This window comes from Rothia sp. HSID18067, from assembly GCF_003989445.1.
Lineage (GTDB): Bacteria > Actinomycetota > Actinomycetes > Actinomycetales > Micrococcaceae > Rothia > Rothia aeria.
This window is the reverse complement of record NZ_RBMF01000005.1, coordinates 59,147-82,370: the sequence shown is the minus strand read 5'-3', so window position 1 is coordinate 82,370 and position 23,224 is coordinate 59,147. Positions and strand designations below refer to the sequence as shown.

19 protein-coding genes and 1 pseudogene are annotated in these 23,224 nt (G+C 58.1%); 9 read left to right on the top strand and 11 right to left on the bottom strand.

Annotated elements, in window-relative coordinates; all coding sequences use genetic code 11:
* Window positions 1-220: 220 nt before the first annotated feature.
* Window positions 221-2,197 (bottom strand): serine/threonine-protein kinase, encoded by a 1,977-nt coding sequence (locus D8M23_RS11570; protein ID WP_126854874.1) that lies wholly within the window; start codon window positions 2,195-2,197, stop codon window positions 221-223.
* A gap of 438 nt (window positions 2,198-2,635) precedes the next feature.
* Entirely contained in the window at window positions 2,636-5,527 is a 2,892-nt protein-coding gene (locus tag D8M23_RS11565; RefSeq protein WP_126854873.1) for a choice-of-anchor M domain-containing protein, read from the bottom strand.
* A gap of 169 nt (window positions 5,528-5,696) precedes the next feature.
* Between D8M23_RS11565 and D8M23_RS11560 the strand changes: the two genes are divergently transcribed.
* From D8M23_RS11560 to D8M23_RS11540, 5 genes are read left to right on the top strand one after another with little or no spacing between them, the layout of a single operon-like run.
* A complete protein-coding gene (locus D8M23_RS11560; RefSeq protein ID WP_126854872.1) occupies window positions 5,697-8,084 on the top strand; it encodes a TIGR03773 family transporter-associated surface protein in 2,388 nt (795 codons plus the stop codon).
* Window positions 8,074-9,708, top strand: a complete 1,635-nt coding sequence (locus tag D8M23_RS11555) for an anchored repeat ABC transporter, substrate-binding protein (RefSeq protein ID WP_126854871.1) — start codon at window positions 8,074-8,076, stop codon at window positions 9,706-9,708. Before D8M23_RS11560 ends, D8M23_RS11555 begins: the two co-directional genes overlap by 11 nt.
* Window positions 9,709-9,750: 42 nt before the next feature.
* On the top strand, window positions 9,751-10,785 hold the full coding sequence (locus tag D8M23_RS11550) for a choice-of-anchor M domain-containing protein (protein WP_126854870.1): 1,035 nt from the start codon (window positions 9,751-9,753) through the stop codon (window positions 10,783-10,785).
* The gene (locus tag D8M23_RS11545) at window positions 10,778-11,698 is read left to right on the top strand and encodes an anchored repeat-type ABC transporter ATP-binding subunit (protein WP_126854869.1); all 921 of its coding nucleotides are present in this window, start codon (window positions 10,778-10,780) and stop codon (window positions 11,696-11,698) included. The genes D8M23_RS11550 and D8M23_RS11545 overlap by 8 nt, the downstream gene beginning before the upstream one ends.
* Complete coding sequence (locus tag D8M23_RS11540; RefSeq protein WP_126854868.1) at window positions 11,695-12,567, top strand: anchored repeat-type ABC transporter permease subunit; 873 nt, start codon at window positions 11,695-11,697, stop codon at window positions 12,565-12,567. The genes D8M23_RS11545 and D8M23_RS11540 overlap by 4 nt, the downstream gene beginning before the upstream one ends.
* 37 nt (window positions 12,568-12,604) lie before the next feature.
* On the opposite strand, the gene D8M23_RS11535 is transcribed toward D8M23_RS11540, so the two are convergent.
* Entirely contained in the window at window positions 12,605-13,282 is a 678-nt protein-coding gene (locus D8M23_RS11535; protein WP_238693865.1) for a hypothetical protein, read from the bottom strand.
* A 92-nt stretch (window positions 13,283-13,374) separates the two neighbouring features.
* Between D8M23_RS11535 and D8M23_RS11530 the strand changes: the two genes are divergently transcribed.
* Window positions 13,375-13,989, top strand: coding sequence for a transposase family protein (locus D8M23_RS11530; RefSeq protein WP_126854866.1), 615 nt, complete (start codon window positions 13,375-13,377; stop codon window positions 13,987-13,989).
* 1,182 nt (window positions 13,990-15,171) lie between these two features.
* On the opposite strand, the gene D8M23_RS11520 is transcribed toward D8M23_RS11530, so the two are convergent.
* The 4 genes and pseudogenes from D8M23_RS11520 to D8M23_RS11985 all read right to left on the bottom strand — a co-directional run bounded on the left by D8M23_RS11520 (window position 15,172) and on the right by D8M23_RS11985 (window position 16,402).
* Window positions 15,172-15,606: a hypothetical protein gene (locus D8M23_RS11520; RefSeq protein WP_006889070.1), complete on the bottom strand. Its 435-nt coding sequence runs from the start codon at window positions 15,604-15,606 to the stop codon at window positions 15,172-15,174.
* Between the two features lie 13 nt (window positions 15,607-15,619).
* On the bottom strand, window positions 15,620-15,925 hold the full coding sequence (locus D8M23_RS11515; RefSeq protein WP_126854864.1) for a hypothetical protein: 306 nt from the start codon (window positions 15,923-15,925) through the stop codon (window positions 15,620-15,622).
* A gap of 63 nt (window positions 15,926-15,988) precedes the next feature.
* Window positions 15,989-16,189 (bottom strand): annotated as a pseudogene (locus D8M23_RS12400) (RHS repeat-associated core domain-containing protein); the annotation flags it as partial.
* A gap of 12 nt (window positions 16,190-16,201) precedes the next feature.
* Complete coding sequence (locus tag D8M23_RS11985) at window positions 16,202-16,402, bottom strand: hypothetical protein (protein WP_202976144.1); 201 nt, start codon at window positions 16,400-16,402, stop codon at window positions 16,202-16,204.
* A 405-nt stretch (window positions 16,403-16,807) separates the two neighbouring features.
* Here D8M23_RS11985 and D8M23_RS11505 point away from each other — a divergent pair, with 405 nt between their 5' ends.
* The 3 genes from D8M23_RS11505 to D8M23_RS11495 all read left to right on the top strand — a co-directional run bounded on the left by D8M23_RS11505 (window position 16,808) and on the right by D8M23_RS11495 (window position 20,566).
* Window positions 16,808-17,479, top strand: coding sequence for a carbonic anhydrase (locus tag D8M23_RS11505; protein WP_126854863.1), 672 nt, complete (start codon window positions 16,808-16,810; stop codon window positions 17,477-17,479).
* A 123-nt stretch (window positions 17,480-17,602) separates the two neighbouring features.
* Window positions 17,603-19,174, top strand: coding sequence for a SulP family inorganic anion transporter (locus tag D8M23_RS11500; protein ID WP_126854862.1), 1,572 nt, complete (start codon window positions 17,603-17,605; stop codon window positions 19,172-19,174).
* 327 nt (window positions 19,175-19,501) lie between these two features.
* A complete protein-coding gene (locus D8M23_RS11495; protein WP_126854861.1) occupies window positions 19,502-20,566 on the top strand; it encodes an alcohol dehydrogenase catalytic domain-containing protein in 1,065 nt (354 codons plus the stop codon).
* Between the two features lie 158 nt (window positions 20,567-20,724).
* Here the strand turns inward: D8M23_RS11495 and D8M23_RS11490 are convergent, their stop codons facing one another.
* The 4 genes from D8M23_RS11490 to D8M23_RS12230 all read right to left on the bottom strand — a co-directional run bounded on the left by D8M23_RS11490 (window position 20,725) and on the right by D8M23_RS12230 (window position 23,161).
* A complete protein-coding gene (locus D8M23_RS11490; protein ID WP_126854860.1) occupies window positions 20,725-21,228 on the bottom strand; it encodes a putative peptidoglycan-binding domain-containing protein in 504 nt (167 codons plus the stop codon).
* 71 nt (window positions 21,229-21,299) lie between these two features.
* Window positions 21,300-21,776 (bottom strand): peptidoglycan-binding protein, encoded by a 477-nt coding sequence (locus tag D8M23_RS11485; RefSeq protein WP_126854859.1) that lies wholly within the window; start codon window positions 21,774-21,776, stop codon window positions 21,300-21,302.
* A gap of 193 nt (window positions 21,777-21,969) precedes the next feature.
* On the bottom strand, window positions 21,970-22,476 hold the full coding sequence (locus D8M23_RS11475) for a peptidoglycan-binding protein (protein WP_126854858.1): 507 nt from the start codon (window positions 22,474-22,476) through the stop codon (window positions 21,970-21,972).
* A gap of 118 nt (window positions 22,477-22,594) precedes the next feature.
* A complete protein-coding gene (locus D8M23_RS12230; RefSeq protein WP_238693864.1) occupies window positions 22,595-23,161 on the bottom strand; it encodes a peptidoglycan-binding protein in 567 nt (188 codons plus the stop codon).
* Between the last annotated feature and the right edge of the window lie 63 nt (window positions 23,162-23,224).

Genomic DNA, 23,224 nt, shown 5'->3' with positions numbered 1-23,224 from the left:
TACACAATAACGCATAGTTATAAAATATGCTGTGAGGTCGCCGCCCTGTCATACCGCAGCCCTGCGGATGAGAGGGAAGATCACTTCAGCCCCCCAGTCGTCGCGGTACACATACCGCGACGACTGGGGGTTTCCTATGTCCCAATAATGAGGGTTGCCGGTACTGCCCGATCTTAGGGACGCGCCATATTCGGGGTTTGGGGCGTACCTGGCCGGGGCGCTAACGGGCAGTGATACTGAACTGGTTACTCCGAATATCCGTATAATTACCCACCGTCGCGGTGATAGTACACTGCGGAGCAATCGATAGGGTCGTTACAGTCTTACCATCCGCGGAGACCGAAATATGCCCCGCACAGCTATCCGTGAAACGCACCGCCGACTGATCCGGGGCCACCGCCTGCACCACCTGTGACGGGTCCCCCGTTGCTGGCGAACGCAGGATGGGGTGCACATCGTCCTGCCCGCTGGGCCACACCGGCACCACCGTAATCGGCAGGGCACTCTGATTAACCACCTTATCCGGCACCTTCACCGCAATCGCCTGCAACCGCTGCAGCGGGTACGAGGTGGACCGCACCTCGCGGTCGGTAATGGCCTCCTGGGTTTTACGCTCAATCTCAGAAACCCACTTCTGCAAGTCCTTCTGATCCGAAATTGAGACCTTCACTGTGGCAGTCATCGACACCGTCGAGTTTGCGGGGATCTCCACCTCCGGCAAAGACCACGAACATTTCTTATCAATACCGGTGATTGTGGCGTGGTTCTTCTGCGCTTTCTGGCCTTTAGAGGGGCTCCACGTCGTCTCGGGGCAGGTGCCGCCCTCGGCAGTGCCGGGGATAACCTGCAGAATATCGCCTTTCAGCGCCGACTTCTGCGACGAGAACTTAAACGTAAGAGAAGCACTCTGCGAGGATGAATCGTATTCCGCTGAAACCTGTGTGCCCAGCCCCGAGGGCAACGGTTTAGAATCGTTGCCCTGCGCAGACCATTTCTCGTGGGTGGTTTCGGTCTTCTTCGGGGCCACAGGGTTCCAAATCACCACGCCGATCACAACCACAATCAGCAGCACGCTCAGGATTGACCCCCACACGATCGGGCGGCGCAGCTGCCGCGTAAAGCCGCCCGTTGGCTCTTCCTCTTCTTCCTCCTGTGCCTGCTGCTCAGGTTCGGGGCTCACACGCACCGGACGCAGCACCGTCTGGGATGATGCCTCCCCCAAGTGGGGCAAAGGCTCAACCGGCATCTGGGTGCCCATCACGGTGTCTTGGGAGGCAGCTGAAGCCCCACGCACAACCGTCGCCATCCGCTCCCCCGGGCCGGTGCCCGGCGGGGTGTGCTGGGGGCTGCTGGGAGGATTCACTGGCAGCATTGGCGGGGCCGGGGCATACCGGGCTGCTAGGGCGCGCAGCGACGCGGCAGCCTGTGCGGCGGTGGGGCGCGCATCTGGGGAGGTGGCGAGCATCGCCTCAAGGGCAGTGCGCAGGTCGTTTGGGATGCTCTCGTGCACACCGGTGGGGTTGCCGCTGTTCGGTGTGGGCGGGTAGGCAATCAGAAGCTCATGGAGCATCACCCCCACCGAGTACACGTCAGCGGATTCTGTGGCGGTGCCATAGTGTTTACGCTCAGGCGACATGTACATGGGCGTGCCGTAGCTGCCGCGCCCGGTGGTACTGGATGCGGGGCCGTCACCGGTGAGCTCGGCGATACCGAAGTCAGCTACCCGCACCTGCTCAGGAAACGTCTCGGTGGGGTTACCGGAAAGCAGCACGTTATCAGGTTTAATGTCCAGGTGCAGCACCTTTTTACGGTGCGCCTGTTCAAGGGCCAGCAGCACACGCTCCATCATTGCCAAGGCCGTGCCGGGGGCAATCGTGCCCAGGGTGCGGAGCATATCGCGCAGAGTACCGCCGTGCTGGTACTCCATAATAATCGCCAGGTTACCGCCCTCAACGATCATGTCCACTACCGGCACGATACTCGAATGCTGAAGCTGCATGAGCACGGTGCGTTCCCGGACAAAACGCTCCAGGAATTCGGGGCTGTTCGCGTACTCAGGTTTAAGCAGCTTCGCAGCGAATAACGCAGACGTATCGGAACGGGTGGCCGTCCACACGGTACCGACCGCGCCCTCCCCCACGGGCTCCACCAGCCGGTAGGACGAACCCAGCGGCGCGCCCTGATACGCTGCCTGCATTGTGCCTCCTCACCCCGTACTGCCGGTGTTTTTGTGATTACCGTGTAACTGCCGTCTTTAAGTGTACCTAGGATGCCAGGAAAGTATGGCTGCAGTTATGGGGAGACTCACCACACTATGCTGACCTATTATTGTGTGACCCTATAAACGAAAATCTGTAAACAATTATTGGGCAGGCACCCGCACTATGTATGTATTTCGTGAAATTTAAAGAGTGTTTTCGGATATTTTTTAGCACGCACCTGCGTGAGGGTTCCATACAATAACCCACATTTATCGTTCACCGGACTCTAATACATTCAGGTTCATACGTAAATAGCCAGATATTGCTCAGAAATATGGCGTCCCGGCCTGTCAGTATTGTTCTACAGGCCGGGACGCCATATACCCCTAGAGGAACACTATTCACTCGTGGGGCGAGTATGCTGCTGCCTAGAATCAGCGTGAGCTGCTGCGGCGGCGAATGACAACTAAAATAATGCCGCCTGCTAAGGCAGCCGCACCCACAGCAGCCACACCAGCGGCCGCGAACCCTGTGTGCGCCAACGCCCCAGCCGAGGAGCCCGCACCGGAAGACCCGCCGGATACCGCCCCAGATCCCCCAGAGCCACCGGCGTACGATCCGGCCGCGCCAGCAGCACCATCAGCTGAGGCACCGTAACCGTCTGATGAGCTGCTATCCGAACCGGTGCCAGCACCAGCAGTATAGCCATGAGCACCGGCACCGTAGCCATTATTCGCGGGTGCAGGCGCGGCACCGGGTGATGAGTCACCTGCCCCGGACGAGGGTGCTGTGGCCTCAGGTTCGCCAGCGGGTGCGGGCGCAGATGTGGTGTCGTCGGTGGTTCCGGTACCGGCGGTGGTGCGGTCAGAACCGGAGGGTGCAGCGGTGCCGCCCTCAGACGCGCCGGGGGCTGCAGATCCGGTGGAGTCGCCGGTTGAGCAGCCGTTCGCGGCCTCATCCCCCACCGCAACCTGCATGCGTTGCACCTCGCTCTTTACCTCCGTACCGTCCTTGAGGGTGGCGGTGTAGTACACGTCAAACCCGTACCGGCCGGGTTCGGTAAACACCCAGTTCGCGTGCGCGTGAGTGGCGTACGCAATATCAATCGTGTCTTTGCCGGTGGTGGAGTCAAGAAGCACATCCGCTCCGGTCAGCGACTCTGTGAACACCCCAAACCGGGCGCCGCGCGGCATGGTGCGCGGCACCACGTGCAGTTTCACCCCGCCCGACAGCTGGGAGTAGTCAATATTCTCGGTGCTGTACCCCGGCCAGGGCAGCCCCTTGATCTGGGTCTGGGGCAGCCCGTAGAAGGCGGTGCCTACCGGGCCGATGAAGTTCAGGGCGGGGCTGCTCATGTGCTCATTACGGGTGCGGCGTGCCCGATCGCTCACGGTGAGCACCACCGAATCAAGGGGGCGCACGGTCGAGTCCGGGTCGATCAGACCGCTATCGTCTTTCAGGCCCACGTGAAGCTGCTTGTCGCGCAGCTGCCCCTGAATGTCGAGGTGCCCGTCGTGGATTTTGCGGCGGCCATCAAGGGTGCGGGCATCACAGGTGGGGTGCGACGGGGCGGGTGGGGGCGCTGCAGCCGATGCGGTAGGCTCACCCTGGGCTGGCCCTGAGGCGGCTGGTGCTGGGCTGGTTGGTTCTGTGCGGGACGGGGCGGGGGTAATAGGCGCAGCGGGTGTGGCGCTCGGGCTGGACGATGGGGCGGGCGTTTCACCGGCGGGGGCACTGGGTGCGGGGTCGGCGGGGGCCTGCCCGGCGGTTCCCTCCACGGTGAATGTGCCGGATGCGCTATAGTCGCCGCCGCGCCGGTAGTCACCGGTGAGTTTCACTTGTGAGGCGCGCGCGTTCATATCTGGGTGCGGCAGTACTTTGGCGATCAGTTCACTGTTCTCAAAGTAGCTGTCTTCCCGGTAGGTAAAACGCGCCACCCCGTTTTCGACCGTGGTTTCAATATCGAATTTGGGGTATTCGTAGTCGTTGGGGGCGTAGAACCCGCCGCGAATAAACCCGCGGAAGTTCGGGTCGGCGAAGGTCACCTCAATCGTGCGGTATCCTTCCTGCGTGGAGGGTACGGTACGCACCGTGTAGTCGCCGCTGGTGGGGGTGTAGGCGGCGGTATTGAGGGTAGTGTTGCGCTCTTCGGGGGTTTTTACGGGCCATTGGCCGTTGCCGTCGTCACTGTACACGCTCTCAGCCCGCCCGGGCTCATACGCGAGTTGATGCGAGATCCAGCGTGCACCGCTGTCACCTTCAGGGGTGAACACCGCCTGCAGGTGGGATGATTCGCCGCCCATCATTTCGCTCCAGGTGGCGGTGCCGTTGGTGACATCAAGATCCGTCAGAAAGTACCCGTTGTTGTACAGGGTGAGCTTGCCTTTGAGGTTTTTATCGCCCGCTGTGAAGGTGATGTCGCTGAGCTTATCGTCGGCGTCTCTCCTCTTGGCGGGGTCCGGGTCTGGGGTGTGCGGTGCCACGGACAGCACATATTTGGCGGTGTCCAGGTTCCCCACATTCGCGGCGTTATAGCGCTCTTCTGTGGGTACGGCGGTGGGGGTTCCGTCACCAAGAATAGGCTTATTACCGCCCACCTGCCACACGAGTTTCTGCGGCGCGGACTGGATGATTCTGCCGTCGGTACCGCGGGCCACAGTGCGGTAGGTGACTTCGTACCGCCCGGGCCGGGTGAAGGTGGTGGTGTTGTGGGTGTGGCTGCCTTTGCTCAGCAGCCAGGAGTGCCAGCCGGTGCTGGTACTTGAGAGAATGCGGTTGATCTGAGCGGGGCCGTCGTCGGGGTTGTACCGGAATAGCTCCATGCGCCCGGGGCCGTCCACCGAGAGGATGTCGGTGGCGAACACACCGTCACGGAACTGTTCGGTAGGGATTTTGACGGATGCGCCCAGACCCGCCCAGATGGGGTCGTGGTTGCCCCAGGTGAGGGTGGGCGCCATGTAGAGGGTCTGCCCGGGCTCACCCAGAAAACCTAGGCTGGGTGAGTTGGGGAGGGTGAGGGTGTATTGTGAGGCACCGTTACGCCCGTCCCAGCCTTTACCGACCCAGTTGACGGTTTTGTCGAGGTCGTAGAGGTCTGCGCCGGTCTTGTAGGGGTTGGATTCATTTTTGAGAACGAACGTGCCGTTTTCCCAGTAGGCTTTGGGGGCGTCCACGTGGCCTTTGGTGGTGATGATGCGCCCGTCGTCAGGTCCGGCGTGGGCTGTGATGCTGGGGGCTAACCCGGTGAGGATGATCAGCGCCGCGACGGAGAGGCGCGCTAGGGGTTTTCCGGGTGCCCGACGTTGGGTTCGGAGGTGCGTGTTCATGCTTTCCTTTCTAATTTTTACGGGCAATAGCGTAGCATTTTTGCGAATAATTGTCATTAACAAAAATGCTCTGTATAGTGATTCCCGAATACGCCAACGGCGCGGGGGCGAACGTACTCCCCCGCGCCAAACCGCGCCCAGTCACCGCATCACGCACCTGGAGGAACACATGCAACGAAGCACATCCGCCCTGACCCTACTCAGTGCCGCATCGCTCACCTGCGGGCTTGTCCTCACCCCCGCAGTACCAGCCCTCGCGCACGAAGAACACGGCACCGCGAGCGCATCGGACACCACTAGCAACCAGAGAACCCACCGTATTGATGGGGAAAATACTGTTGCCGGGGTGCACGCCAACCTGGTAGATCTCTCCCTGCGCGACGGTGCCCTCACACTGGGGTCGAAGGCCAGCACACACGACGGTGAAGGTATTTACGATCCCGCACGAACTGTTTTCCACCTGCCAAATACTGACTCCACCCGCAGCACTGTGGCTGCAGGCTATGAATTTATTGCCCCCAAAGGCACCCCTATCTGGTATATCCCGCACACCGGCACCGGCGGGATTCTTCACCCCGGCTTCGGGGCTGATAATATCCCCCGCGACGCACTGAAAGAGAACAAAATATCACTCGAACTTGTGCGCACCCAGGCCCCCGATGGTGGCTCCGTTGAGGTTTTCCATGAGGACCCCAGCGGCCCCACGCGCCTGTTCAGTTCACGCGAGAATCTGCCCGCCCACACCATAACCGCAGGTGAGCATGCGCACCCCGGGTGGGCATTTACCGCACCGGGTGTTTACCGGCTTACTTTCCGAGCGACAGCTCAGCGCGCCGACGGCACGCCGATCAGCGCCGAGCAGACCTACACGGTGGCGGTGGGCGATGTTCCAGCCAATATTTTTGAGCAGATGCGCACCCAGGAGGACGAGCGGCACGGCGGCGCCCCCGAAGCCACTGACCGGTCGGCAGCCGCGAGCGGGACCTCCCCCGCCGGTGCAGGCGCGCCGAAAACCCCGGCCAATATTTCGGGGGCCAACACCCATAATGTGCGGCAGGCGGGTGCCCCCGCCAGCGGGGGCTCGAACGGTGCACCGCAGCAGCCACGAGCCGAGCACCCTGCCGCGCAGGGGCCCGCGCCAGAGCCCCAAGCGCAGCAGGCTGGTAACAGTGCCAGTCAGGGGTCGGGGGCGGCCGATCGCAGCACCCCGGAGGCGGTAAACGCGGCGGAACCTTCTGGGGGTAATGGTGCCGCCAGTGCCGCCGACTCAGGCGGCACCGGAACAGACGGTACTGTACAGAGCATCACCCCGCCAGCGAGCGCATCCGGCGGTAAAAGCGTGCGCGGCTCCAATAGCGCCAATGCGGCCCCCGGTGCGTCTCATCAGGGTGCGGCAGCCGGATCGGGTTCCGCCGGGGGCGGAGCGGGTTCCAGTGGGGCTGGTTCGGGCGGATCGGATTCGGCGGGGTCAGGCAGCGAGAAATGCTACGCCACCGAGGTTCAGATCAAAGACGCCAAACAGTCCCTGCGCAGCCCCGCATCCGTCCCGAGTGTTGAGCCCACGCTGCACACGGCAACGGTGCAGAACGTGGCTGAATACGGCGGGTCAGACCGCGCCACTGAAGGGCACTTCGATGTGGGTCCGGTGCTGAACGGCTCCACGTTGAGCTCTGCCGTGAAAGATGACCGGTTCAGCCCGCCCAAGCATGTCTCCCCCGGCTCACTCAATTTCATGTTGGGTGATGCTGCAAAGCTGAAATTCCCGGCGGGCATGGAAGATATTGCCCCTGCGGGAAGTACCGTGCACATGATTGGTGCTACGCAGCAGGCGGGTGTACCGTGGCTGGGGTGGAGTACCCAGGATCCTGAGCTTCTCAAGCAGGCCGACGGGCCGGTCACCATGAGCTTGAAGGGGTTCGACGGCCCCGGCTCAATGTCGGTGTTCCTCTCGGGTAATTTCGGTTCCGCCGGGCAGAAAGTGTTCACCTCCCGCGGCGGCTCATTTCAGGTTCCGCTGAATACGCACCAGCACAGCAACTGGGTGTTTACTGCGGAGGGCCGCTACCGGGTGACGATCGGCTGGCAGGTGCGCCTGAAGAACGGGCAGACCGTTGAGAGCACCTCCACCCTGAACTTCACGGTGGGTAACGGCAGCGGGGAAAACACCTCCGGCGGCTCCGGCGGCGATAAGCAGCAGGAGGCGCAGAAACCCGCAGAGAACGGCGGCCACCGCGGAGGTGCGCACAATGATACGCCCGCTGGCGAGAGCAAAACCCCCGATAAGCAGGCGGGGCGCGGCACCGTGGATGCGGCCAGCGGTATTGTGACGAAACAGGACGGCACGAAGGTGCGCATCGTTGGTAAGACCGCCTCGGGTAAGGACTGCGCCCTCACTAACCAGGAACTTAAGGATGCACAGCAGGCCGCTGCTGCCGGTCAGCTGGCCAGCACCGGGGCAGGTTTTAACCCGTTTATGGTCAGCACCTCCGTGCTTGCTGTCGCTTTAGGCGGCATGATCGTGTACGCCGTGCGCCGCCGCAAGCGTCATGCCGCGTAATGGGCTCAGCCGCCGCGCTTTCCTGGGTTTTCTGCCTGTCTGCGCGGCGTTAAGCGCCTGCACCGCACAGAATACGTCCTTGGGTTTTGATGCCGACGGACGTCTTCAGGTGGTGGCGACAACCCCGATTTTGGCGGATGTGGCGCGTGCTGTTGGCGGCGAGCGTGCTCGGATACACGCCCTCATTCCTAATGGCGCAGACCCGCATTCCTATGAGCCGAGCCTGCGGGATGTGCGCGATGTCGCCTACGCGCGGCTGGCGTTCACCAACGGTCTGCTGCTGGAACAGCGCAAAATGGTGGCGATGGTGAGCTCTAACCTGCCGCAGGGTTCGGCGCAGGTGGCGGTTGCCGAGAGGATTGAGCAGTACGGCGGCAAGCTTGAACCCGTGGTGGAGGATGCCTCGCTGGATTCTATCTGGTTGGGGCTGCGCGTTGAGGGCGCCGAGTCTTCGGGCGCATCCGCCACCCATTCCGCTGAGTCGCCCTCAGATTCGGATGCTTCGGTCGCGTTTTCGGTTACCCGTGTGAAGGGTCCCGGGCAGGTTGCGGCGTTTATTACGCAGACCTTCGGCGCGGTCGAGATGATGTGCGATTCTCAGGCGCGCGGCACGCAGGAATCCACGCAGGATGGTGTGAGGGTGCGTACCGGCGATATGGGGTCGCTGGAGCTTCCGCTGCAGGCGCATACGCATCTTTCGTGGGCTTTTGCGGATGCCGGTGTGTACGAACTTGATGTTCTGGCAACGCCCCGCAACGCACCCGAGGGGGTGCGGCAGGCGCAGGGGACACTGCATGTCGTGGTGGGTGAAGACCCTGCCGAGGCCGCCTCTCGTCTGGGCGCAAATACAACCGTTTTAGCCTCCGGACATGCGGATATAGCCGTTCAGGCATATACGGGGCGGCTTGTGATTCGCACCGATAGCGGCGGGAAAGTCACCGAGCACGACCTGGCTCGCACGATCATTGCGGTTCCTTCGCGCACTCTGCAGGAGGTTCCTGCGGGTGGCCAATACGGGTTCTTGAGGGGGTCTTCGCGCGAGCATCGGGGGCAGGTGTATTTGCTGGCGCAGGCGGTGCTCGGCAAGCATGTGCACGGCGAGATAGACCCGCATATATGGCATTCGGTGCCGAATATGAAGGCGGCCGCGCAGGTCATGCGTGATGCTCTCGCTGAGGCTGACCCGCCCGGAACCAGCCTGTACACGGCGAATACTGAGCGTGTTATGCGCGAGCTTGATGAGCTGGACTGGGAGATTCGCGGCATCTATGCATCTTTGCCCGAGGCCTCGAAAAACCTGATTACCACCCATGACGGGTACCGCTATCTGGCAAGTACTTATGGGCTGACGGTGGCGGGATTTGTGACGCCGGTGGCGGGCAGTGAGCCGAGCATCCAGCAGCGGCAGCGACTGCAGCGCACTATCAGGGATTTGCGTGTACCGGCCATATTTCTTGATAAGAATACCCGCGCGCGAAGCCCGGTTTTGCGTGAGGTCGCCCATGAAAACGGGGTTCAGGTGGGCACCCTGTATTCTGATTCGCTCGATGATGAGGCGCCCCACTATGCGGATATGATGCGCGCTAATGCCCGGGCTATCCAGCGGGCTATGGGCGGCTTGTAGACGCCCACAAAATGCACTTTTAGTACTGTGAAGGAAACACTCATGAAAAATTCTATTTTTAGCATAAATACTGGTCAGAAGGTTATTTCAGCTGCTCTTAGTGCTGCCCTGCTGGTTTCGGCTGGTGGTGTTGCCCATGCCGACCCGTCACCGGCGGCCGCCTCTTCAAGACCGAGTGGGGATAACCTCAGCAAAGAGCAGAAGGCTCTGCAGCAGACGCTCTCGCCCGAGCAGCCGGTGGGCACGGGACGCACTGAAATTTCGAGCGGGCATGTTGATATGGGCCCGCGTTTTACCGACGGTAAGTTTCAGCTCATGATCCATGACGATCATGCCGCTACACCCATCTGGCGCAGCGTGGACGATGTACTGTACCGCGGCTCCGATGCGGCCCTGCGCCAGGTTCCTGATGATGACCGTTATTCGTTTGTGGGTGCACGGCCCGGCGAACAGGTGTATGTGATTCCGCAAACCGAGACGAAGGGGGTCGTCTGGCCTGGCTGGACCACTCAGGACCCGGGGCTTGTGCAGAAAACCCCGCGCGGGGTCACCCTCACCCTAGAGCAGGTTCAGGGACCGGGGCAGTTCACGCTGTACCTGGAGAATGGGAACTTCTCGAAGCCGCAGGTTTTGTGGGATTCGTCCAAACACGAGCCGCAGGATATATGGGTTGAGAAGAACACGCATACCCACGCCAATTGGGTGTTTACCAAGCCCGGTGCCTATCTGCTGAAGGTGACGGCCCGTGCGGAACTTGCGGATGGTTCGGTTGTTTCCGATACCCGCTATATGAAGTTCGCCATCGGGGATTCGGTGACTGCGGATGAGGTGTACGCTCTGGCTCAGCAGGCCACGGATCAGGCACCGGCGGGCGAATCGGAGGGCGCGCACTCTGCGGCGGCTTCCGATAGTCCGGGGGCCTCATCCGGCGGGTTCCCTGCCCTTCCGGTGGCGCTCGGCGCGGGGACTGTGGCGGTGCTTGCCGCAGCAGGGCTCTTCATGATGCGCCGCAATAAGGCCGCGCAGGCGCAGGCCGAGCGCATCATGACGAGCGGAAAGGGTGCGCGGGATGAGTAAAGGTACCACCATGCTAGGCTCCAAAAATGACCCCGCGCCGGGGAGTGAAAATCCGACGCTGAGCATCCAAAACCTCTATGCGGGGTACGGGCGGCGGGCGGTGCTGCGGGACTTTTCGCTCACCCTGAACCCCGGCGAATTTGTGGGTCTTCTCGGGGCGAACGGTGCCGGAAAAACCACGCTGTTACGTGCCATTATGGGGCTGCTGCATCCTGCTTCGGGGAGTATTCGGGTGCTGGGCAGTACTGCACGCACCGCGCGGGCGCGCATCGGCTATGTGCCGCAGAAGCACCAGTTTCAGTGGGATTTCCCGATCACCGTCAAGGATGCGGTCATGACCGGGCGAACCCGCGAGATCGGCTGGTTTCGTCGCCCTAAAACTGCGGATTGGGTCAAGGTTTTTCACGCTTTGGAACGCACGGATTTAATGCCGCTGAAGAACCGTCCTATCGGCGAGCTTTCCGGCGGGCAGCGGCAGCGGGTGCTTCTGGCGCGTGCTCTCGCGGTTGAACCGGCGCTTTTGCTTCTTGACGAGCCCTTCACGGGGGTGGATGCGCCTACCCAGTCCGCGCTCACCGGACTGTACCGGCAGCTGGCGGGCGAGGGTGTGACGATTCTGATGTCTACCCACGATATTGTGGCGGCGCAGGAGTCTTGTTCGCGGCTGTGTGGGGTGCGCGGTTCCTTGAGTTTGGACGGCAAAGCCGAGGATTTTTCGCCGCAGCAGCTTTACGCCTGGGTGCACGGGCGCGAACTTGAGGGCGAGGGAGAAAGCACAGGTAAAGGCGGAAGCGCGGGCACAAACCCATCGCCTAAGATTGGCGTTCCGAGCGCAGACGGCGACTCGACCGGCAGCACCCGGCAGGGGCATCCTGCCGGTCATCGTGTAACCCCGCAGGAGGCAGCGGCATGATTACTCCCCTTGATTTTCTGTTTGACCTTTTTAACCCTTCCCTGGCGTTTCTGCCGCGCGCCCTGGCCGCAGTGACGCTGGCCTCTTTGGTGACGGGCGTGGTGGGGTGCCATGTGATGATGCGCGGCATGGTTTTTATTGGCGATGCGGTGGCCCACTCGGTGTTTCCCGGCTTGGCGGTTGCGTTCGTTATCGGCGGCAACTTGGTGTTCGGGGGCTTGATCGCGGGCGTTATCACGGCGGTTTTGGTGGCTATTTTTAGTCAGAACCAGAAGCTGCGAGAAGATTCGGTGATCGGTATTTTCTTTGCCGGTTCGTTCGCGTTGGGTATTGTGATTATTTCGCTGGCACCGGGGTATTCGGGGTCGATTCAGGATTTCCTGTTCGGTTCGATTGTGGGGGTTTCACGCGGCGATATTGCCCAGGCGGCGGCTATGTCCGCCGGGATTCTGCTGCTTCTGTGGCTGTTTCATCGGCAGCTGGTGACGGTGAGCCTGGACCGTGAAAGTGCACGCGCGTTAGGGTTGCCGGTGCTGTTGCTGGATATTCTGTTGTATGTGCTCGTGACGGTTTCCGTGGTGATTTCTTTGCAGACGCTGGGGAATGTGCTGGTGCTTGCGCTTATTGTGGTTCCGGCCAGCGCATCGCGGCTCGCATGCCGCCGTTTAGGCACTATGATGCTGTTCTCACCGGTTTTCGGCGTGCTGTGTTCGACGGCGGGGCTGTACTTCTCGTGGGCGTTTAACCTGCCGACTGGCGGCACGATTGTGCTGACGATGGTCGCCGCTTTCGTGCTGGTGTGGGCGTTCACCTGGATGCGCCAGCGAGTCAGGCGCATTCCTGAGACCGCCCATTCCCTGCCGGTTTAGGATTTGCCGCGCCCGTCTCAAGGCTCTCACCGTCGTACTAGGTCAGTGAGAAATAGTCTGCGATAACATCCCACCGGCGTCGCAGCACGTGCTGATCCGCGAAGAGCGTGGCGTCGCGGTCGGTAAGATGTGCGTGCACGTTCCGGTAGAGTTCATCGCGCAGGTCTTTCATTGTGTTTACGGATAAATACCCGAGCACATCCGGCAGCACGGTATCGAGGCGCTGCTGCTGCAGCTCCTGCCCGGTAAGCGCCACATAGTCCGCCAGATCAAAGGTTTCCATGAACCGATGAGCGGCGGTGCTGAAACAAGTGAATGCTTCTATATTGAGCGTCCCATCGGGCCTCAGGTAAGTCATTCTCGCTTCGTGATCTACAAATTCGTGGTAGCGGGGGTGGCCAACGCTTATAAAGTACATATCGCCGTCATGCGGGGAGGGCACAGATTTAAGAGGCTGATCGAGGTGTGCCGATATTTTTCGCAGGGTTTTACGCCATTTTTTAGACATCACATAAAACGCCGGGATGCCGCTGTAGTTCCCCGGCGTATGGTTGAATGTTGCGTAGAGAAAAGCGGCCCGAAATATGAGGTCTTCACCGTATTCTTGGGTGAATACGGGCTGATTTTTGCGTGGTTTCGACCAGCCCAGTGAGCCCAGGTGCTCGCGTAATGCTTCACCGCTGGCAATATCCCGGTATGTGTAGTTGTCCGCCATGCTATCCCCTATATGCAGCCTATTTTTAGCAACCACCCTACCATTTACGGGGCGTGTGGCCATGCGTTTATCGTCGTGTTTTTCTGCCGCCTATGAGGGCTTTTACCGGCGGCGTGAAAGAGCAGGTCGCGGGCCTGTATGCGCAGCGCCTGGCGGAGCAGGGTGGTTACATCACGGTTGCTGCCGATGCCGCATACCAGGGCGCAAGCACCGGTGAGCCGTGCCAGACAGATAAGCCCGCGCACCGTATTAACGATGTGCACGCCACGGTGGATTTCCTGGAAAGCTACCCGGGCGTAGATACGGATCGTATCGGCGCGCTTGGTATTTACGGCGGAGGCGGCTACACTTTTGCCGCCGCGCAGAGCGATAAGCGCCTGAAGGCGGTAGCGACCGTGAGCCTGTTCAACACCATCCTCGACGCCTTTGACCACGCGCTAGCACCACCTCCAGAACCAGACGATCTTGACCCCCGACTCTACGGGGTTATCGACGGCACGATTGTACCGTGTTATTCCTGGGCTGATAGGCCAGAACTCTACAACGAAAAACACAAAACCACAGGCCACAACCTACAGGTCATCACCGATCAAAGCGGCAACATCATGTTCATCTCCACCCTCTGTGTGGGCAGCACCCACGATCTGACAGCACTCCGCGAGTCTGGGGTGCTAGACGTACTAGATCCAGAGCATTTAAGAAGCTGATAAGGCTACATAGGTTCAGGATGCGACACCCCGCTGAAGGAAACAGTCTGGACAGACACTGTTGGAGGACTGGCAGATACGGTATGTGGTGGAACGAGCCATCGCGAACATGAAGACCTAGCGTATCCTACATACCGATTGTAGGGTGCCGAAAGAAAAATCATAAAGGTTATTAATGTGGCACTGAAATTATTGTTCTTGCATACCCCCTGAATAACCCTCTATCTCTTTAATCCTGATTTGATCAGTTACTTTTTAATCATTGAAACCACTATTAGCGCCAGATACGGAGGGCTATTCACAGACACGTCAATCAGCCACGTTTGCCCAGGTCAGGGGCTGCTCGTCTCGCCCCGTGGATAAGCCTCGCTATTTTCATGTGCCCGACACCGCCAGTAGCCCCATACCGTTGCCAGCGTCAGCGGCCCCCAGAGTAGAATAGGCAGGTAACACCACAGCATGACAGCCAGTGCCCAGTTGTGGATCAGGCCAGCGTCAGGTCGGTGCCCAAGCGCGACCTGTGCGACCATCTGTACATTGAAGATCCAAATCAAAGCCAGTGAGCCAACAGCGCCGAGGAACACTGGCAGCCTGGCGGGTATGCGCCACTGCCCGAGGTGCTCACCCCACGGCCGTATAAGTCCTACGGCCAGATAGCCGCACGTCACCTGCGCTATGCTCAACCCAAAGACGTAGACGTATCCGAGTGTGGGTTCGCCAGCAAGCTGGAAGGTCCGGAAATCGGCTGTTCCAGGCATGAATCCAACAATCATGAGCACACGCCAGACGCCTGACGGCAGGGTGGCGAAAAATGCACTCCACGCGCACAGACGCATCCAGCTCGGCCGGTTTGGATCAGCGTCCCTCGGTGGCATGATGTCATGCTTATTCATGGGGTGAGACTTATTCATACGTGTGTTTAGGGTATTTTATCGGTAATTGCGTGTCGCTGAGCAAGGTGGAGACTCGTTCCTGAGAGAATCTTTGGTGATCAAACCAATTCAACCAGAAAACGAGCCGCCATCATGAATAGTAGCACGAGAATCCCCCGCAGCGAGGTTGTGGACCTGTGCGAGACGATGAGGGTTATTCGCAGCCACGACGACCGCTTGCCTCGCCCTGTGAATAAGCCTCTTAGTATAGCCAAAAGTTGTAACATATAATCAGCAACCTTAGCGGATGCTAATGTTTTTGAAGAAATGCTTCAATGTCGTCACAGAGCTTAGGCTCTGGATAATCACTATTAATCAGCGCCTCCAGACCCACTGGTACACGTTGTTCTTTATCTGGCTCTTCTAACATCAGATAGGTTGCCAAGGCAATTGTCTGCACCTCCAATACCTTACCTGAATTAGGATCTTGGTTTGCCTCCATCTCATCAAGCTGGTCAGAATACTTAGCCATCAACTGCTCACTCTCCTGAAATTTATCAGCAGTTTCGGCATCAGCCAGAGTCAAATGTTCGACAAACTCATAGACATCTTTTGCATCCCATCCAGTCACATCAAGGATCTCCAAGCATTTGCCTTTATAAAATGCCAGACCAAGCCCTTTTGCCAAAAGCTCATTGATGAGATTGTTGGAGCGTTCGCCCAGCTGATCACGATATACACTCATCTTATTCTTCTCCTTACATTGCCCCCACAAGCGGGGTAACAACATTTACATTTTCCACCAATGATTGACAGACGTCTTTACACACACCACGTGGTGCAGCCAACTTATTAATCGACAAATTATTGGCTTTGCAATAATTAACTAGTGGCTCTTCAGCATGAGTGTTTCTTCCAACCACCCCTTCTGTTATTTGGCTTCTCACTGCAACAACATCATCTGGCAGATGCCGACCTATATCATTACGCAAGATCGCTCCATCACGACCATTGGAGACTGCAAGGATTGTTTTGTTTCCTGCGCTGTCAGTGACTTCAGCCATAGCAAGTGCACCATAACGTCGAGCACCATCACCTGCGCTGTCCATTACCCCAACAACTTTTTGTTACAAATCGTCTGTGGAGTTTCTGATAACATCAGTGATTGGATGCGCTTTTAATCCTAGCGCATCAACCCATGTCAAAGGATTAGCGACATACCCCTGCGCAGTCCCCACATTCGGCCCCACACCCAACGGATCCGGGGCACCATACACGCCACCGGCAGGATCATAAAACCTAAACCGGTTATACACCCACCCAGACTCTTGATCCTCATACTAACCAGCAAACAATACCGGGGAATCCACACCCGACCATTGACGCCTGCCAAACAAAGACTGAGTCACACGACCCGCCACACTCCCCTGCTCAGCATCAATCAACTCCTGCGGGGCACCAGCAAGAACCCACATACGCCCAGCTAGAACATACTCAAACCCCTGATCAGGCGCTCGCAGTGTGACAAAGTGTCTTGACATCGCGCCGTAAACACCTGCTAGGATAGGCTGAGCTTAGTTTTTGTCATAACATCACTAAGCACGGTGGGCGGGTTTCCGGACCTGTTTCCCGGCGGCATGGGACGGTGTTTTGCACGGTACCTGCTGGTCCGGTTTCTCCGAACATTTTTAGTAATAAAATAAAGACACACACAATATTTTGAAACGGAATATGCTCACATATCTTATAAGGAGCATTTCTTTAAAGATTTCTGCCCTGAAGATCCTCAATTATTTCCTTTTTCTTCAGGGGTGAACTGTGCGCATTCCGTTGTCTTGACTGTTTTTCGCGTCCGTGCGGCCCTTCCAACCCTTCCTTCTGACCGCGCGCTGTAGCTGAGGCGAAAAACCCTTAAATAACGCAAATATATGAGAAAGGAAGAGAACATGAGCCGGTCATACGAGGTTATTTTTGAGAATAACCAGAAGTGGATTGACGCTAAAAAGCAGCGCCAGCCCGACTATTTCAAAGAGTTAGCCGACGGGCAGAACCCCGATTTTCTGTACATTGGGTGCTCCGATAGCCGCGTGTCGGCGGAGGGCCTGATGGGCCTTGAGCCGGGTGAGGTGTTTGTGCACCGTAACGTCGCTAACCTAGTGCACGGGCTGGACATGAACGCCGGTTCCGCTATTGAGTACGCGGTCTCGCACCTGAAGGTTGAGCACATTATTATCTGCGGTCACTATAACTGCGGCGGCGTTAAGGCGGCGATGACAGCCGAGGATTTGGGGGCCATGAACCCGTGGCTGCGCAATATCCGTGACGTGTACCGTCTGCACCGCGAAGAACTGGATGCGATCACTGATGAGCGTCAGCGCTATGACCGTCTGGTTGAGCTAAATGTGCAGGAGCAGTGCCTGAACGTGATTAAGATGGCGTGCGTGCAGGAACGCTACCTGCTGGATGGTTACCCGATTGTGCACGGCTGGGTGTTTGATGTGCGCACCGGTCGGCTGATTGATTTGAACATTGATTTTGAGGGTATTTTCGCTGACCTTCAGAGCATTTATAACCTGACCGATTCTGAGTGGGTGGTGAACGCGCGTAAGGAGTCCTAATGGGGCCGCTGTTGCGGCCGGGCGGAACACCTTTAACGCGCACGATTATTTTCCGCTGTGCACTGCGGGAGTGTACAGCACGCATCACAACACACAGACAACACATATGAGGAGTATCGGTTTATGGTTAATCAGCCTGTCGAAAAGCTGCCTGTGGGCAGCTTATTAAAGGCCAACTTCGCTTCGGGGTTGGTGGTTTTCTTGGTGGCCCTGCCACTGTGTTTGGGTATTGCCCTGGCATCTGGGGCACCGCCGCTGTCGGGGATTATTTCGGGTATTGTTGGCGGTATCATCATCGGGTTCTTGAGCACCTCGAACATTAGTGTTTCCGGCCCTGCGGCGGGTCTGGCGGCAATCGTTCTTGAGTCGATTACCAGCTTGGGCGCGTTCGAGCTGTTCCTCTGCGCAGGCCTCATTGCGGGCGCCATACAGCTTGCCCTGGGCTTCCTGCGCGTGGGCAGTATCGCCGAATATATTCCGCTTGCCGTCATTGAGGGTATGCTGGCGGGCATCGGCGTTATTATCATCATTAATCAGCTTCCGTTGGCGTTCGGCAGTGATTTGAAGCTGCGGGAAGACGGCCTGAACGTGTTTGCTGACCTTCACCTCGGGTCGATTCTGGTGACGGTTGTGTCCCTCATCATCCTGATTTCTTGGGATAAAATCCCCGGTTTGAAAAACATTAAGCTTCTGCCCGCCGCACTGGTGGCGGTTGCCGTGGGTATTTTCATGAACTGGATATTTGTGACCTCCAATAGCGGCCTGGCAATTCCGAATAATCAGCTGGTTCAGCTTCCTGTGCCGAAGTCGTGGGGCGATATGGTTGGCTTGGCGACTTTCCCGAATATTTCGGGGTTCTTGGACTCGCACGTGTGGATTACCGGTATCACGATCGCTATTGTGGCCTCGATTGAAACTCTGCTCTCTATTGAGGCAGCCGACCGCCTGGATGCGCACCGCCGTATCACCGACACCAACCGTGAGCTGCGTGCACAGGGCGTGGGTAATATGGTGTGCTCCACTATTGGCGGGCTGCCGGTGACGTCGGTGGTGGTGCGCTCGTCCGCGAATGCGAACGCGGGTGCAACCCATAAGCTCTCCGCCATTATTCACGGTGTGCTGCTGCTGGTGTGCGTGCTGGCCATTCCGTTCGTGCTGAACCTGATTCCATTGGCGACCCTCGCCGCCGTGCTACTGGTGGTGGGGTATAAGCTGGCGAGCCCGAAAACTATCTTCCACTTCTGGCATAAGGGCCTGTACCAGTTCATCCCGTTCGCGGCCACGCTGGTCGCCGTGGTCGTATTTGACCTGCTGGAGGGTGTGGGCATTGGCCTGGCAATCAGTATTTTCTTCGTGCTGCAGGGCAATATGAAGCGCGCCTACTACCTCAGCCGTGAGGAGCTGGCGGAGGCCGACGAAATCACGCTGGATTTGGCGGAGGAGGTGTCGTTCCTGAACAAGGCGGCTATTAAGAAGACGCTGAAGAATATTCGCCCCGGCTCGAAGGTCACGATTAATGCCGAGAACTCTTCGTATATTGCCAGTGATGTGCTGGAGCTGATTGAGGACTTCTCCAATGTTTATGCGAAGGAAAACGATATTGAGGTGGTGCTTAAGGGCTTCAAGTCGGATTATCACGATGCAGAGCGTGACCGCCACAGTCATGTGAAGGTGGGGCACGCCGCAAGTATCTAAGCGATGAGGCGGGCGGTACCCGTGCGGTATCACTCCCCCCTCGTGCGTATACGCGAGAAGCGGGTTTTTGGCCGGAAAGGTGAGAAAATATCACCCTCTTGGTCAAAAATCCGCTTCTCGCTTTTAAACCTGGCTTAATAATGTACCGCCACCGCCTCTTACAGTCACCACAACCTTAAATGTAATCTGCGTAACATCTAGGCAGCTGGGGTGTTTTAGTGTTTAATAGACATATAACTTATAAACATATATTTATAAGTTTATAGGAGTGGTGATGACATTATCACCGCCGCTCCCCCCTCCATAGAACTCAACGAAGGAGTCATTATGAAGGCAGTTGTTTACCACGGCGCAGGCAAGCGGGCGTGGGAGGAAGTTCCGGATCCGACCATCCTTGAACCCACTGATGTGATTGCTCGCGTTGATACCACCACCATCTGCGGCACCGACCTGCACATCCTCAAGGGCGACGTTCCCGAGGTTGAAGAAGGACGTATTCTGGGCCACGAAGCTATCGGCACGATTACCGAAGTCGGTTCTGCGGTCACCGATTTGAAAGTTGGTGACCGCATCATTATTCCGGCGGTCACGAACTGCGGCAAGTGCTCATACTGTAAGGACAATAAGCCCTCACACTGCCAGACCGTAGGCGGTGTCGGCTGGATTTTCGGGTACATGATTGACGGCACCCAGGCCGAGTATGTGCGCATTCCTTACGCCGAGACGTCGGTGCACATGGTTCCCGAGGGGCTCACGGACGAGGACGTTCTCTTCCTCACGGATGCACTTCCGACCGGTTTCGAGATGGGTATTCTTAACGGCAACACCAAACCGGGCGATACGGTGGCGGTTATTGGCGCAGGTCCGGTGGGTCTGGGCGCAATCATGACGGCAAACCTGTGCGGTGCCGGGCGCGTGATTACCGTCGATATGGACGATAACCGCATGAACAAGGCTCTGGAACTGGGCGCAACCGATAAGGTCAACGCCGCCGATCCGGACTTTATCGAGAAAATTAAGGCCCTCTCCCCCGACGGTTTGGGCGTGGATGTGGCGATTGAGGCTGTGGGCGTGCCGCAGACCTTCGAGACCTGCACCAAGATCGTTCGCCCCTACGGCAACGTTGCGAACGCGGGTGTGCACGGCAAGCCGGTAGAGCTGCCGATCAACACCATGTGGATCTCGAACGTGAACATCAACATGGGTCTGGTGAACTGCAACACCGTGGGCAACCTGCTGAACATGGTGCGTTCGGGCCGCCTGAACGCAAAGGCAATGGCAACCCACTACTTCACCTTCGACCAGTTCGAGGAAGCATACGACCTGTTCGCAAACGCCGCCGAGCATAACGTGGTGAAGGTTGTGATCTCGCGCGAACCGATTAAGCACTAGGGAGCCGGGTAAAACCCACATAAATACTAGGGGTCTCTGCACTAACCCACGTGCAGAGGCCCCTAGTATATGCTCAACGCCCCCGGAAGGGAACCTGTGGGCTACGAATAGCCTCAAGTATCCCGCCGGGGGCGCCGCGCGTTCACATAGTACTCAGTTTAGGGGTAGTTGCTGCTAAGGAGCTTACGCTGCAGCGCAACAATAGCCGGTGAAGGCGCATCAAGAACCCCGTCTGCCGTCTGGCCAAGGTAAGACTGCAAGGCGCTGATCGTGTTGGGGCCGATCAGGCCGTCGGCGTTCACACCCAGCCACCGCTGCAGGTCTTTAATGGTGTCTGAGCCGGATGCGGCATCATCAGAAACCCACTGCCAGCCACCGGTCAAGCCCGGGTTCGCACTGGACTGGGAGGCAGGCTGGCTATCGATCCGCCCGTCAAGGGGAAGACCACCCACAACAGCGGAATTCGCGGCAGCTACACTGTTGAGATGCTTCTGCAGCTCAACCGTCGTTTCGGAGCCCCAGTACCCGTCCTCCGCCAGAGCGGTTGCCGCCGGGGCAGTCATCAAGCTAGCACCAAAGGCTGCAGCACCGACGGCGGGAACGCCAATAGCGGCGGTACGCAGCAGCTTACGGCGAGAAATACCAGAATGTTCGTTCGTCATTTTTATCATCCTCACTTTACGAGAAGGTATATCCAGAGCTTGGTATGGATTCTGAAGCTTTGGATGCTGAACTAGTCGTAAGCGACTCGGTTGAGCTCAGCCTGGAGCCTCTTAATGGTGGGAGACTCAGCGCTCAGCACCCCATCCTGGGTGAGCTTGTAGCGTGCCTGAAGCGCAGAAATAGTGCCCGGCCCAATGAGCCCATCCTGGGTCACTTTGAGCATGCCCTGAAGGGCACGAATGGTTTGTGAGCCGTTAGCAGAAGCATCAGAAACCCAGTCCCAGCCGCCTGCCAGCCCGGGGTTAGCACTCGCACGGGATGCGGGCTGACTTGAGACGATACCGTCTACCACATCAAGTTTGAAGAGTGTTTGAAGCATCCGTGTGGTCTCGGTTCCCCAATAACCATCGGCGGCAATCATAGCCGCATTGGATGCGGGGGCGGTGATCAGGGTAGCCCCCATCGCAACCGCACCTACGGCGGGTACACCAATGGCGGCGGTGCGCAGCAGCTTACGGCGGGAAAGTCCGGTGTTTTCGAGATTCATAATATTCCTCCTTCACCTCACCACATACACGAGGTGAGAAAATGTCACACTATTTGTGCGATAACAACTTATCCTTTTAGGCCTTAACTTCATGAGAGTTCAGGTAGTTTTGCAGGGCCTCAATAGTCGGTGAGGGCCCGTCAAGTACGCCATCAGCGGGCTGCCCAAGCCAGGTTTGCAGTGCACTAATCGTTTAGCTGACATGCTGATTAAGCTCGTTCTGCAGGGCTTTAATGGTGTCTGAGGGGCCATCCAGGCGACCGTCTGCGGTGATGCCGTAGTGGGTTTGCAGAGCTTTAATGGTGTTGGGCCCGATGAGCCCGTCAGTTTCTACGCCTAGCCAGCGTTGCAGGTAGTAGATGGTGAAGTCGTAACCCTGCGTACCGTCATCAGCTGCCCAATCCCAGCCGCTGCCTAGACCGGGGTTCTCTTTTTTGCGTATGGCTGGCTGGAATTTTATGATGCCTTCCTCATACCCGTAGGTGGGCTTGCCAAGCTCCTGCGCGTAGAGGGTAAAGATGAACTTTTGGAGTTGCACCGTGGTTTGCTGCCCCCACCAGCCGTCGGCTTCAAGCATTGGCTGTGCTACGGATGCGGCCGCAAAGTTCGCCCCTAGACCCAGCGCGCCCGCAGCGGGCACACCAATGGCGGCGGTGTACAGTAATTTACGGCGAGAAATACCAGAATGCTCATTCGCCATAGCGACACTCTTCCTTCGTGTATTTTTCAGGCTCAGAACAATGGGAAAGACTACGTCAGAGCGCGCTCTAAGCCACAGATAATACGCCCCGGCTATGTAGTAGAGAGGGAATCGTTGGTTAACCGACCCACTGGTTAATTTCGTTTTGCAGCCCTTTAATAACTCCGCCGCCACCGGGCAGAGTACCGAGTTTAATACCGTCTTTCTTTGCCGAAACCTGAGTGACGTGGGTGTAACCATAATGTTTATGGAGAGAATCAATAAGCTCGGGACCAATCCACATATAGGGATCTTCTTGGTTAGAATATGAATCCATCCAATGTTGCATCCTCCCGATTGTGGGCGATCCCATACTGAGTCCCTGAGCTATCTGCTGAGCACGATCTACCCATTCCCAACCGCCAACAATACCTGGGCAGTATGGTGCCATATCCGAAGGTTGCGCGCTGATAATGCCATCAACAGTTATGGGAAAGATCTCTTGTTCTTTGGGAAACATGGCGATCATCAGACGCTGGATACCCGCTGAGGTTTCAGGGCCCCACCAGCCGTCAACCTCAACAGCGTTCGCGCTTGTTGCGGTCACGAGGGTAGAGCCGAAAGCGAGCAGACCAGCGGCAGGTACACCAATGGCGGTAGTGCGCAGCAGCTTACGGCGGGAAAGACCAGTGTTGTCGGTTGGCATGGTCTTTAGTCCTTTCACATGATTGCGGATGCATGTCTGAGGAATAAACAGTCAAACCTCCGC